Genomic DNA, 13,363 nt, shown 5'->3' with positions numbered 1-13,363 from the left:
GTAAGGGCTGTTTGTTTTTACATAGAGTTTGTTTTTATTAAATGTAATTATAAGTCTAGAGAATATTATAAATACGTATTAATTTTAGAGCTCAAAAAAAGAGATATTATTAAATGTTCTATCCTTAGATTGGTTGTATATTAGCGAGCTTAAAAATAACCTATAGCAAGGCAAATACTGCTTTCTATTAATTTGTAGATATTATGAAACGTATATTCTCGAACTTATTATTTAAAGTTTTTTTAGCCATAGTATTAGGTATTGTTTTTGGTCAGTACTTTCCAGAATCTTTAAACCGCGTATTCGCAACTTTTAATGCCTTTTTTGGTCAGTTTTTAAATTTTGCAATTCCGTTAATTATCATGGGTTTAATAATGCCTGCCATTTCCGATTTAGGAAAAGGAGCTGGTAAATTATTATTACTTACTGCAGGTATTGCTTATGGTTCGACCTTGTTTTCTGGGTTTATGACTTATTTTACAGCATCCAATATATTTCCAGCACTTCTAGAATCTCATGTTAATGACGCAGCTCAAATTACCGATGCTGGACGCGAATTACTACCATATTTTAGCATCACCATTCCACCAGCATTAGATGTTATGACTTCTTTAGTCTTAGCCTTTGTAATAGGTTTAGGTCTTGCTTCTCAAGAGAAATCAACTTTAAAATTAGTGGTTAAAGATTTTCAGAAGATTATAATGAAATTAATTGAAAAGGTAATTGTACCATTATTACCACTATTTATTTTAGGCATATTTGCAAGCATGTCTTTTAGCGGAAAAGTATTTTCAATACTTTCTGTATTCATTAGTATTATAGGTGTTATTTTTGCCTTACATATTTTATTATTACTGCTTCAATATACTATTGCAGGTATACTTACAAAACAGAATCCTTTTAAATTGTTGGCAACTATGATGCCTGCGTACTTTACAGCATTAGGAACTCAATCTTCGGCAGCTACTATTCCTGTGACTTTAGAACAAGCTTTAAAGAATGGTGTTTCAGAAAAAATTGCCGGTTTTGTTATTCCTTTATGTGCTACAATACATCTTTCTGGTAGTATTATGAAAATTACAGCTTGTGCTATGGCATTAATGATTTTACATGGTATGCCATTTAGTTTTACACTTTTTGCAGGATTTATATTTGTGTTAGGAATCGCTATGATTGCTGCACCTGGTGTACCTGGAGGTGCAATTATGGCTGCTGTTGGTATTTTACAGTCTATGCTAGGTTTTAATGATGAAATGTTAGGATTAATGATTGCTTTATACATTGCAATGGACAGTTTTGGTACTGCTTGTAATGTTACTGGTGATGGCGCTATTTCTTTAGTCGTAAATAAATTAACGCAAGAAAAGGTTGCTGCTTAGTTTTAAGAAGGCACTTTAAATATTTATAAACTATTTCCTATGAGAGTAGGAGTGATAATACAAAAAAGCCTCAGTATTACTGAGGCTTTTTTGTGAAGTCTATTTATTAAAAGTCTATTTTGTTTTTAATTGGAATGCTTTTTTAGCTATTCGTTTTTATTCATAGCCCAAATCATAGCTTTTTCTTTTGTGGCTCTAAAAATGGTGCTGTGCTCTTCGTTAGGCTCATTAGAGTAGTTCCAAATTAGATTATTTGGATGATCGTTTTCTAAAGTCTTAGCAAGGTTGTTTGTGTGTATTGAAATATCCTCTACAGCAGAACCAGCAAACCAAAGTATAATGTCTTTGTTTGGAAACTGTTTTAAATAATCGCTAGCTTTTCTTTCTAAATAATGATTATTCCACCATAAGGAAGGATCCATGGCAATATAATAATCGAAAGCTTCGGGCTGTAAAAACAAGGTTTCCATTACAAATAATCCGGCTAAAGACTCGCCTATAAGGCCTTTTTTTGCAGTAGTTCTATACTCATTATCAATTTTAGGCATTAATTCTTGAGTAATAAAAGCTCTAAAGTTTTTAGCGCCATCTGTTAAAGGACAATATTGCTCATCGTCTTTAATTTCAGAAAAGCCAGTTAAATCTCTTCCACGCTCAGTGTTTTCAATACCTACTAAAATTGTTGGCGGAATACTTTTAGACGCTATTAACTTAGAGACGGTATTCGCTATATGCGGAAAATCTTCTTTTATACCTCCATCTGGCATGTATAGCACAGGAAGTGAATCTGTAATAGCATTATAATTTTCGGGAACCCATACGTTTATTACTCTTTCTTCATTTACGAATTGAGAGTTGATTGTAAAGTTGTCGTGTTTAGGTATTGGATCGCTATTTCCTGGCTTATTTGTACAGTTAAAAGCTAATAATACTAAAAAGGAATAATAGAGTAGTGTCTTCATTTTCTATGCTTTAAAAAACGAAGATACCAATTATTTAGGCTTTTATAAAATCTTCATACTCATAATAAAAGGCTTCAAAAGCACTCATTTTTTCGTTTAAAAACACCATAACTTCTTGCCAAGTATTTTTATTATGAATAGATACTTTATAACCTAAAGGCACATAAATTCTAGAGATTTCTTTCCCATTATCGAGATAGTATTCTTCTTCAAAAATAGCATCTGGTAAAAAATCTGTAGTTAAAATAGATTTTACTTGTTGTAGTTTTTCCCAATAGTTAATACGGTTTTCTAAATCGTCTTCTAGGTCCAAACTAACGTGTGCACTTTTATTATCGAAATAAAATTTAAAGCTAAAACCTTTTATTTTAGTATTGTATAGAATCCATTTTGTTGGAAAAGATTTCCCAAAACTGGTCCAGAATAATTGTTTTATTTGTCTTGATTCTTCTTTGCTAAACACGTTTTCAAGTTTATGGTTAAAAATTTATTCTGTTGTCACTTCGAATAAATTGTTGCAGCATGAAACAATTTGTATCGAGAAGGTTTGGTTAATTAGCTTGTTCTCGATACTTAACGTTTTCAGGCTATTTTGTCATTCCTGCGAAAGCAGGAATCTAGTGATTTAGTCACTATATTAATGTATTACTTTTTTTTGATAAAAATACTCAATCCATTACGGATAAAAACTAAATGCTATAATATCAAATTTATAAAAAAAAATATGAGATCCCTGCTTTCGTAGGAATTTGCTATATAAAATAAGCTATTATAATTGCACTAATAATAGTTGCTAGTTTGGTGATATTAAATTTATGGTCTTCGTTACTTTCAAATAAAATAGTTGTAGAAATATGTAAAAAGATACCTATTACTATTGCCGAAATTTGAATATGATAGTTTTCAAAGAAGTTAAAATTAGCCGATAAAAACACGCCTAAAGGTGTCATTAAAGCAAATAATAACAAGAATGCTAAAGATTTAGTTTTAGACATTTTTGAAGCTAAAAAGAATGTCGATAGTATAATAGCAACTGGTAATTTATGGATAATGATACCATAAATTAAATTTGTATGCCCATCTATTGGTAGTCCTTCTAATACACTATGTATGCTTAAACTAATAAACAGTAGCCAAGGAAATGTTGTTTCGTTTTTACTAATATGTACATGGCCATGTTCGGCACCTTTAGAGAAAAACTCTAATATAATTTGGAGTAAAATACCAATCATAATAAAGAGTCCTACACTTTTATAATCACTATGATACACTTCTGGAAGAAAGTGAAAAACAGTAATAGATAATAAAAAGGCACCACTAAAAGCAAGTAGTAATTTTAAATACTTAGCTTTATTTGGTTTAAAAGCAAAAACGATAAAGAAGCCTAAAACAACAGATAGTATAGGTAATATAATATTTACAAGCATAGTTTACTTAAAAATAAGTATTAAACGTTGAGATGTTTTTTTATGGAATTTATTTAATTTATAATCTCCAAAAACATCAAGTAAATAAACACCAGCCTTTTCAAAAAGTGCTTCAAAATCTGCTAAAGTAAAGGCGCGAACACGTTCTTGAAATTCGTAATCTTTACCATCGGCAGTAAAAGAAATATCTTTAATAATATAACCGTTTTCTACACGTCTTTTTTGCAAAAAGTCGATACCATCTACAGTTTTTGTGTTTTCAGGTACTAAATTATCTATAATAAAATCGCTATTTAAAAAGTCTATTACACCAAAACCAGTTTCGTTTAAATTGGCTTTAATGGCTTTTATAGTATTAAGGTTGTCTTCTTCATTTTCGAAGTAACCAAAGCTAGTAAAGAGATTAAATACAGCATCAAACTGTTCGTGATATGGTTTACACATATCGTGAACATTAAAGTGTAGTGTATCGTTTTCAAACTGCTTTGCGTGTTCTATACTGTTTTCAGATAAATCTACTCCAGTAACATCGTAACCTATTTTATTTAAATAAATAGCATGTCTACCTTTACCACAAGCAAGGTCTAATATTTTTCCGTTTTCAGGAATATTTAAGTATTCTGTAAGATTATACATAAAGTTTTCGCCTTCGGCATAATCCCTGTCTTTATATAAAATATGGTAAAATGGAGTGTTAAACCATGAAGCATACCATGTTGTGTCGTCTTTTATCATAATTATTTCCCATGAAAATGGGAATCTGATTTTAGTTTATTACTAGTTAGTACAAAAATAGAGTATTTTTGCATTCTATTAGACGAAAAGAATGGAAGATAATTTCAATATGGTTGCCAAAACCTTATTTGGTTTTGAAGAAATATTAGCAAAAGAATTAACGCAGCTTGGTGCTGTGGGCGTAAAAGAAGGTGTTAGAAATGTCAGTTTTTCTGGAGATAAAGGTTTTATGTATAAAGCCAATTTAGCTTTAAGAACTGCAATAAAAATTTTAAAACCTATTAAAACGTTTCGTATTAATAATGAAAAAGATTTATACGATAATGTGTATAAAATGGACTGGAGTCAGTACATGAAATCTACTGGAACATTAGCCGTTAGTGCTACTGTTAATTCAACCGTTTTTACGCACTCTTTATATATAGCGCAAAAAACAAAAGATGCGATTGTAGATAAGTTTAGAGATGAAACTGGTGAGCGTCCAAATGTAGATTTGCGTTTCCCAGATTTAAAGATAAATGTACATATTGACCGTACTGTTTGTACTATTTCTTTAGATACATCTGGAGAATCGTTACATAAACGTGGTTATAAAACAGCAACTAATATTGCACCAATTAACGAAGTTCTTGCAGCTGGATTAATTATGCTTTCTGGTTGGGATGGGCAATCGGATTTTATGGATCCAATGTGTGGTAGTGGAACTATTTTAGCTGAAGCAGCAATGATAGCTTGTAATATTCCGCCAAATTTAATGCGTAAAGAATTTGCATTCGAACGTTGGAACGATTGGGATGTTGATCTTTTTGAAAAAATTGAAGAATCTCTATTGAAAAAAACTAGAGATTTCCATCATAAAATTATTGGTTTCGATAAATCGCCAAGTGCTGTTGCAAAAGCAACAGATAATATAAAAAATGCACATTTAGACGAGTTTATAACTATTAAGCATGAAGATTTCTTTAAAACGCAAAGAGGAGGAGAAGGGAAGTTGCATATTGTTTTCAATCCGCCTTATGGAGAACGTTTAGATATTGAAATGGAGAGTTTTTATAAGGAGATTGGAGATACTTTAAAACAAGGATACCCAAATACAGATGCTTGGTTTATTACTTCTAATTTAGAAGCTATAAAACACGTAGGATTGCGTCCTTCTCGTAAAATTAAATTAATGAATGCAAAACTAGAGTCTCGTTTACTTAAGTATGTAATGTACGCTGGAAGTAAGAAAGGCAAGTATATGGATAATTAAAAACCATAATGGAGAACACCGATAAAGCAGATGCTAAACAAGTACCTCTTAGAAGGAGCGCCTTGTTACCTTGGTGGATTCGTTTTTTTAGTTGGTTTTTTATGATTACCGGTGGACTAGCTATTTTTGGACTAATAGCTGGTTTTTTTAATATAAGCTTTAGTATTTCGCTTTATGGATTGGAAGAAACAAATCCACATTCGTTAATAGGTTTACTAATAATAATTCTATTTATTTATAAAGGTATTACAAGTTATGGTCTACTTTTTGAAAAAGATTGGGCCATTATCTCTTCGAAGATAGATGCTGTTTTTGGAATCTTTTTTTGTGTATTCAGTATGTTTGTAATGCCTTTTCTAATTGAAGAACAAGGTGTTGTAATTAGACTTGAAATAGCACTTTTAATCCCCTATTTACTTAAAGTCAATAAAATAAATACTGCTTGGCATTCTTTTAATAATACAGCTGTATAATATTAGAACTAACTAAAAGCTCCTGTGTTAAAGTGCTTATTCCTTTTCTTCTTTTACTTCTTCAATTTCAGCCTCTTTCTTTCCTTTTTTAAATAAAGGTATCGAATACGAAATAGTATAACTATAACCCACTCCAAAGTTTCCGCTATCGTAAGTTTTGTAAAAGCCAGGAATGTATAGGCTTTCAAAATTATCTAAATCCTTATTAGATATTGTGCTCTTTAATTGTGCATTTAACCCAATAAATAAATTAGTTACAATTTCGGCTTTAATACCAATTATTAGTTCTAACCATGTTGAAGATAGTCCACTAAACTCTTGAGGTTCGTTATTTGTAAATTGTGGTTGCCAAAACTGGTTTTGGTTGTAAACAGTATAGCTATTTCTAGTTTGAGAAAAAGAACTAAAACCAACTCTAAAACCACTATAGATCATGTTATTCATGTCTAGCCAGTTAGTGTACATATTATAATCTACACCAGCTTTAATATAGCTACCATTGGCAGTTGAACTTAAAAAATCTGTAGTTGTCGTTTTTTCTTCAACACCTATTTCTGCAGCAACAAATAGTTTTTTTGTTAATCTAAAATCACCATTAATCTCAAATCCAGAATAATCGTCGTCTGTAGCTGTACGAATAAGTTTTCCTATATCTGTACCAACTCTAAGACCATATTTTTGAATGTATTGTATTGAGTCTACAATTTGTGTTTCTTTTTCTTCTTGCGCATTAACAAATATGCAGCAGAACAGAAAAAAACAACTAGTGACGTATTGTATAGTGTATCTCATCTTCATTTATTACAGATTGGTTTTCATTTTCTGGTGCAGCAAATAGCATCCAATTATCAGAACCAGTTTCTGGAGTTATAGTTAATACTACATTTTCAAAAACAGTTTTATAGCCACAAGCTCTAGAAACATATATTTCTGAAGTTTCGTATGTAATTGTTATTACATCTGGATTACCTGTAATTACATCCTCGTCATTCTCATAATCTCTATACACACGATACTTAGTCTCATTTGCATTGGTATTTAAAGGTAATAACATTTGATCTTCACTTGTAATGCTATGATCTTCATCTAGAGTACGTGTATCATCATCAAAATCTTCAATACGTAATCCAGGAACGTTTTTAGTATTATCTGTTAAGGTAATATCTCTAAACTCTACAATAAGTCTTGGAGTAGTAGGCGTATCTTCTGGACAAATATCGTCTCGTTCGCAACTAAAAGCAATACAAACTAAGAGTAGAAGTAAGGTTGTTATTTTTTTCATGTTTACTTTCCGCGAAAGCGGTAATCTTATTTATTATTAACTCTTTAGCAAAGTAGAAAACCTAACGTTTTTCTAAAAGTACAATATTTTCTACATGGTGCGTTTGTGGAAACATATCTACAGCCTGCGTTTTTGTCACTTTATACACAGCATCCATTAATTCTAAGTCTCTAGCTTGTGTAGCACTATTGCAACTTACATAAACTACTTTTTGTGGCGCAACGTTTAATATTTGTTTAACAACGTCTTTGTGCATACCATCTCTTGGTGGATCTGTAATAATAACATCTGGCTGGCCATGTGTTTTAATAAACGCTTCGTTAAAAACGTTTTTCATATCACCAACATAAAACTCAACGTTATCTATGCCATTAAATTGTGCGTTTTCTTTAGCAGCAGTAATTGCATCTGGTACAGATTCTACACCAACAACCTTTTTTGCTTGTTTAGCAACAAATTGCGCTATAGTTCCTGTTCCTGTATATAAATCATAAACCAGTTCGTCTCCTTTTAATCCAGCAAATTCACGTGTAAGCTTGTATAACTCGAATGCTTGTGCAGAATTTGTTTGGTAAAAAGACTTAGCATTAATCTTGAATTTTAAACCTTCCATTTCTTCAAAAATGTGGTCTTGTCCTTTATAGCAAATCACATCTTGATCGTAAATAGTGTCGTTTGCTTTTTCGTTAACAACGTATTGTAATGATGTTATCTCTGGAAAAACTTCAGATACATGGTTTAATAATAACTCACGTTTTTCTTTATCGTCTTTAAAAAACTGAACCAATACCATTATATCTCCAGTTGAAGATGTACGTAACATTAAAGTACGTAACAATCCAGTTTGGTTTCTAGTATTAAAAAATTCAAGTCCATTTGCTAAAGCAAAATTCTTGATTTCATTTCTAATAGCATTCGATGGATCTGCTTGTAAATGACATTTTTTTACATCCAATATTTTATCCCACATTCCAGGAATATGAAAACCTAAAGCATTTCTATCTCCTAAATCTTCGTCACTTTGTATTTCGTCTAGTGTTAACCAACGGCTATCACTAAAAGAGAATTCCATTTTATTTCTATAAAAGTACTGTTCTGCAGCTGCTTTTATAGGTGTTATTTCTGGCAATTCTATATGTCCAATTCTAATTAAATTATTGGTAACTTCTTTTTGCTTGTAATATAACTGATGCTCGTAAGCCATATCTTGCCACTTACAACCACCACAAACTCCGTAATGCTCGCAAGCAGGTTCTGTTCTTTTATCACTTAAAGTATGAAATACAGTTGCCTTACCTTCGTAATATGCTTTACGCTTTTTAAATGTTTGCACATCTACAACATCTCCAGGTACTGCATTTGGTAGAAAAATCACTTTTCCATCTGGTGCTTTTGCAACCGATTTTCCTTTTGCTGCAGTATCAAAAACTTCAACTTCTGTAAAAACTTGCTTTCTTTTATTCTTTCTTGCCATAGATGCAAAAATACTAATAGGAATAAATAAAATGAATGTAAAATGAAGTTTTTTAAAGAACTTAAAAATAAAAATAATATCCTAGTTCTTTATTCGCTTTGTAACGTCCATTATTATTGAGGTTTTAAGAAGAAAAAGTGAACAATTTAATTTACTAAAAAGATGAAATGTTATTGATGTTATGATGTTATAAATTAATAGAGTAAGGATAAAGACTACTTTTTAAATGGATTAAAAGATCTAAAATTCTTAGCAGTATTTTGTTCGTAAAAATTTCAAAATAACATTTTAAGAAGCAACAATTATTTAGTAATTTGCGGGTCTTAGGGATGATTTCTTTCCCACGCTGAATTTTCGACTCTTCGAAAGGATAAAGGTAGATAAGGAATGGATATTTTATTCATTAATTAAACACATTTAAAATGGCAGTTTTAGAACAATTAACATCGCAACAAGCGATGGATTTAGAGAACAAGTATGGAGCACATAATTACCATCCGCTTCCAGTAGTATTAAGTAGAGGAGAAGGCGTTTATGTTTGGGATGTAGAAGGAAAAAAGTATTACGATTTCCTTTCGGCTTATTCTGCAGTAAACCAAGGACATTGTCATCCAAGAATTATTGAGGCAATGACAAATCAAGCAAAAACATTAACCTTAACTTCTCGTGCGTTTTATAACGATATGTTAGGTAAGTTTGAAAAGTACGCTACAGAAACTTTTGGTTTCGATAAGTTATTACCAATGAATACAGGTGCAGAAGCTGTAGAGACAGCTTTAAAACTATGTAGAAAATGGGCTTACGAAGTAAAAGGAATTGATGAAAATGAAGCTGAAATAATTGTTTGTGAAAATAACTTCCATGGAAGAACAACTACAATTATCTCTTTTTCTAACGATCCTGTTGCAAGAAAAAACTTTGGTCCTTACACAAAAGGATTTATAAAAATTGAGTACAATAACCTTAAAGCTTTAGAAGAAGCACTTTCTAGTAATAATAATATTGCTGGATTTTTAGTAGAACCTATTCAAGGAGAAGCTGGTGTTTATGTACCAACGGAAGGTTATCTAGCAGCAGCTAAAGCATTATGCGAAAAGTATAACGTTTTATTTATTGCAGATGAAGTACAAACAGGAATTGCAAGAACAGGTCGTTTATTAGCAACTTGTGGAAATTGTACATGTGAAGATAAACATTGTTCTGGAACACCAGAAGTTAAAGCAGATATCCTTATTTTAGGTAAAGCTTTATCTGGAGGTGCATATCCTGTGTCTGCTGTTTTAGCTAATAATGCTATTATGGATGTTATTAAACCAGGAAACCACGGTAGTACATTTGGAGGTAATCCTGTTGCAGCTGCTATTGCTATGGCTGCTTTAGAAGTAATTAAAGACGAAAACCTTGCTGAAAATGCTCAAGTTTTAGGAGAATTATTTAGGGCAGAATTAGCTAAATTTATCGAAACTTCAAATATTGTAAATGGTGTAAGAGGTAAAGGTTTATTAAATGCTATTTTAATTAACGATACAGAAGATAGCGATACCGCTTGGAATATTTGTATGGCTTTAAGAGATAATGGCCTATTAGCGAAACCTACACATGGAAACATTATACGTTTTGCTCCACCTTTAGTTATGACTAAAGAGCAATTATTAGATTGTGTGTCTATTATAACAAAGACATTAAAACAATTTGAAAAGTAGAATTGTCAATACAGTTAGCTAATAAGGTTAACTAATAGAATAGAAAAAGCCTTTCAAAATAATTTTGAAAGGCTTTTTTATTTTAACAATGTTTTATTTACTCTGCAGCAGGCTGTGCTTCTTGCATTTCTGATAACATCTCCATATAGTTTTCTCTAAGCTCATCTAATTGACCTGTTGAAACTAAATATAGATACGCACCAGCTGTAATTACTCCTAAAATCAATCCAATGATTGCAATAATTTTAGCTGTTTTTACTTGTCCATAATTACTATAATTCTCTGGGTTTTCAAGGTATTTCTTTTCATCCTTTTTTGCTAAAAATAGAGCAATACCAGATAAAACGATACCTCCAAATCCACTTGTACAGCAGCAACCAATAAAAGATGTTATTCCTAAAATAATACTTATTAATGCGTTTGGTAGTTTTTGTTGTTCCATTTTTGTTGGTTTTTTAAATTAATTTCTTGACTATAAAACTAATAATAATAATTAAAACGGAAGCTATTGCGAGTCCATTAATAATTTTATTTATATGTTTAAATTTATAAAAAAAAGAGGTTAATATTATTAGTGCTAAAGGAATAAGTGTGTAAATAGCTGGATACATTTTAAAAGCAGCTACAAACTCTCCATGATACAAAAAAGAAAGGCTACGTTGCAAACCACAACCCATACAATCAAAACCAAATAGTCTTTTGTTTAAGCAAGGTAACATGTATTGTTCTTGTAATATCATCATACAGGCAAATGTAAATAATATTCATAAAAAAAGCTGCTATTTAAATAGCAGCTTTTTATTTTTTGAGTTATCAGCTTATTTGTTAGCAATAACTACTTTTTTACTTATTAGATTATTGTTTTCTAAAGTTACAGTTGCTATATAAACACCATCGCTTAAGTTTCTAGTAGAAAATTCGTGACGTGAAGTATTACTTAAATTTACTTTCTTAAAAATCTGTCTGCCACTAATATCTGTTAACGATACAGATTTTACTGTTAAAGAATTTGGGTTTGCAACTACTAATTGTGAGATTGTATTGTTTTGAAATACCATAAAATTTGAATCTGTAAATTCATCTGTAGATAGTGTTTCTGTAGTTCCTACAAAAGTAATCTCAAAACGATCGGTGTAAGTTCCTGTATCTAGATTTGTATTATAATCTAATACTGTTAAATCATAATAAATGTCTGTTACTTTATCGTGTAGGTAAATAGGTTCGTCATTAAAATTCTGTACATCGTAAATTCTTACACGCAAAGGCATATCTGCATCTATAGTAACTACTAAAGGTATTTTTAAATCAATATCATATACATTTGCTTGTGCAATGTAAGCCATTGTTGTTGCATCTATAAAATAAGCATCTCTACCATTAGGCGAACTATTGTTAGTTTCTAAACCATAATCGAATCCGGTTGTAGCCGAAGGAACAAAGTTATGTACTAATTGTCTTGTAATTTCATTATTAAAATCAACATTTAGTCTAAAACGTCTTAAATCTTCACTCTGAGGTAGTACTTGAAATCCCTCCGTATTATACTGTATATCATTAAAAGTATTTTCTGTAACGTTAGAAACAGTACTAGAGCTAGAGCTAGAACTAGAACTAGAGCTAGAACTAGAAGTTCTAAAAAATTCACTTTCTGTACCAGATTCTTTAGCAAATGCACGGTGTGAATTTTTGAAAGTCACAGATTGTGTTCCTGTAATTCCAGGATCGCCTTCAATCATAAAACCTTGCCCAATTGGTAAATAACGTTTTACTTTCTTAGATGGGTCACTTACTGTACCAGCTCCAGAAGCAGGAAATCCATCATTACCAAGTGTTTGAAATGTAGCAGGCACATAAGTTCCTAGAAGAGTACCTGATCCAATATCTGCAACAGTGTAAGTTGCATAACCACCAACATAAGCCGAAAGATTATGCGAGTTTACAGTTGGATCTTGTTCCCAAAACAATAAACTTCCTAACATTTTTGAAGAATTATCTGTATCGTGAATAAATGCATAAGTATCTAAAGCAGATGGATAAGGATTTCCTGCTAAAGTAAATTGCGTTGCAATAACATCAACAGTTATATTTCCAGAATTTGGTTTACCTCTAAAATCGTATTGTTGGCTTGTAGAACCTGTAGAGCCTTTCATACTAAAACCATAACCAGGTTTTAAAGGTGCTCCCGCTCCTATATAATCCCAATCGCTATATGTAGCACCAGGGCTATAACCATAAAGCCAATGCTGAGAAATTGTTAAAGGAGAAGCTGTACCATCATAAGATGTGCCTAATGTTATAGGAAGGCTAGAGATTAATCCAGTAGCATCGTTTAAAACATCTCCAATTATAAAATCTCTGTTTATATTATCGTTTACACTAATTTCACCAACAGGCGAAGCCCAATAGTTATAGGCATAATTATTAACGGTTCCTTCTTGATAAACACTTAGCTTACCAACGCCAGAATTACCAGTCGATCCTGTTCCTTGTAATAATTGTGCTTCATCTCTAAGATAAATTCTTGTGGTAGCTTCTTCTAGTTTTACATCGTCTTCAACATATACAAAAGCATCTTTTATAAATACGTAAGCGTTATTTCTAACAGAAAGTTGTGCAAAGCTATAGCTACATAAAAAGCATAGGAGAAAGGTGTTAAGGTAGGTTTTCATAGTGTTC

Annotated in this window: 14 protein-coding genes; 4 read left to right on the top strand and 10 right to left on the bottom strand. The window is 31.3% G+C overall.

Annotation, left to right across the window (positions count from 1 at the left end):
- The first annotated feature begins 203 nt into the window (after positions 1-203).
- Positions 204-1,379: a dicarboxylate/amino acid:cation symporter gene (locus Q0935_RS02825; protein ID WP_299247123.1), complete on the top strand. Its 1,176-nt coding sequence runs from the start codon at positions 204-206 to the stop codon at positions 1,377-1,379.
- A 146-nt stretch (positions 1,380-1,525) separates the two neighbouring features.
- On the opposite strand, the gene Q0935_RS02820 is transcribed toward Q0935_RS02825, so the two are convergent.
- The 4 genes from Q0935_RS02820 to Q0935_RS02805 form a co-directional block, all read right to left on the bottom strand.
- Positions 1,526-2,341 carry an alpha/beta hydrolase-fold protein gene (locus Q0935_RS02820; protein ID WP_299247125.1) on the bottom strand — a complete coding sequence of 272 codons (816 nt, stop codon included), beginning with the start codon at positions 2,339-2,341 and terminating at the stop codon, positions 1,526-1,528.
- A gap of 34 nt (positions 2,342-2,375) precedes the next feature.
- On the bottom strand, positions 2,376-2,804 hold the full coding sequence (locus tag Q0935_RS02815; protein ID WP_055437074.1) for a DUF4268 domain-containing protein: 429 nt from the start codon (positions 2,802-2,804) through the stop codon (positions 2,376-2,378).
- Positions 2,805-3,093: 289 nt separating this feature from the next.
- Entirely contained in the window at positions 3,094-3,768 is a 675-nt protein-coding gene (locus Q0935_RS02810; RefSeq protein ID WP_299247128.1) for a ZIP family metal transporter, read from the bottom strand.
- 3 nt (positions 3,769-3,771) lie between these two features.
- On the bottom strand, positions 3,772-4,503 hold the full coding sequence (locus Q0935_RS02805) for a class I SAM-dependent methyltransferase (protein ID WP_299382161.1): 732 nt from the start codon (positions 4,501-4,503) through the stop codon (positions 3,772-3,774).
- A 91-nt stretch (positions 4,504-4,594) separates the two neighbouring features.
- Here Q0935_RS02805 and Q0935_RS02800 point away from each other — a divergent pair, with 91 nt between their 5' ends.
- Positions 4,595-5,755, top strand: coding sequence for a THUMP domain-containing protein (locus Q0935_RS02800; protein WP_299382158.1), 1,161 nt, complete (start codon positions 4,595-4,597; stop codon positions 5,753-5,755).
- Positions 5,756-5,763: 8 nt separating this feature from the next.
- Positions 5,764-6,228, top strand: coding sequence for a hypothetical protein (locus Q0935_RS02795; RefSeq protein ID WP_299382156.1), 465 nt, complete (start codon positions 5,764-5,766; stop codon positions 6,226-6,228).
- A 36-nt stretch (positions 6,229-6,264) separates the two neighbouring features.
- Here the strand turns inward: Q0935_RS02795 and Q0935_RS02790 are convergent, their stop codons facing one another.
- From Q0935_RS02790 to rlmD, 3 genes are all read right to left on the bottom strand, one after another.
- Complete coding sequence (locus Q0935_RS02790) at positions 6,265-7,020, bottom strand: DUF6048 family protein (protein WP_299247134.1); 756 nt, start codon at positions 7,018-7,020, stop codon at positions 6,265-6,267.
- Positions 6,992-7,510 (bottom strand): DUF6452 family protein, encoded by a 519-nt coding sequence (locus Q0935_RS02785; protein ID WP_299382154.1) that lies wholly within the window; start codon positions 7,508-7,510, stop codon positions 6,992-6,994. Before Q0935_RS02785 ends, Q0935_RS02790 begins: the two co-directional genes overlap by 29 nt.
- Before the next feature lie 61 nt (positions 7,511-7,571).
- On the bottom strand, positions 7,572-8,984 hold the full coding sequence (rlmD, locus tag Q0935_RS02780; RefSeq protein WP_299247138.1) for a 23S rRNA (uracil(1939)-C(5))-methyltransferase RlmD: 1,413 nt from the start codon (positions 8,982-8,984) through the stop codon (positions 7,572-7,574).
- Positions 8,985-9,406: 422 nt separating this feature from the next.
- Between rlmD and rocD the strand changes: the two genes are divergently transcribed.
- Entirely contained in the window at positions 9,407-10,687 is a 1,281-nt protein-coding gene (gene rocD, locus Q0935_RS02775; protein ID WP_299382151.1) for an ornithine--oxo-acid transaminase, read from the top strand.
- A 97-nt stretch (positions 10,688-10,784) separates the two neighbouring features.
- On the opposite strand, the gene Q0935_RS02770 is transcribed toward rocD, so the two are convergent.
- The 3 genes from Q0935_RS02770 to Q0935_RS02760 all read right to left on the bottom strand — a co-directional run bounded on the left by Q0935_RS02770 (position 10,785) and on the right by Q0935_RS02760 (position 13,356).
- Complete coding sequence (locus tag Q0935_RS02770) at positions 10,785-11,129, bottom strand: CCC motif membrane protein (RefSeq protein WP_299247142.1); 345 nt, start codon at positions 11,127-11,129, stop codon at positions 10,785-10,787.
- A 13-nt stretch (positions 11,130-11,142) separates the two neighbouring features.
- The gene (locus Q0935_RS02765) at positions 11,143-11,430 is read right to left on the bottom strand and encodes a DUF2752 domain-containing protein (protein WP_299247144.1); all 288 of its coding nucleotides are present in this window, start codon (positions 11,428-11,430) and stop codon (positions 11,143-11,145) included.
- Between the two features lie 75 nt (positions 11,431-11,505).
- Positions 11,506-13,356 (bottom strand): T9SS type A sorting domain-containing protein, encoded by a 1,851-nt coding sequence (locus Q0935_RS02760; RefSeq protein WP_299382149.1) that lies wholly within the window; start codon positions 13,354-13,356, stop codon positions 11,506-11,508.
- Positions 13,357-13,363 lie beyond the last annotated feature (7 nt).

It is taken from the genome of uncultured Lacinutrix sp. (assembly GCF_947500605.1).
Lineage (GTDB): Bacteria > Bacteroidota > Bacteroidia > Flavobacteriales > Flavobacteriaceae > Lacinutrix.
This window is presented reverse-complemented; position numbering and strand designations above follow the sequence as displayed.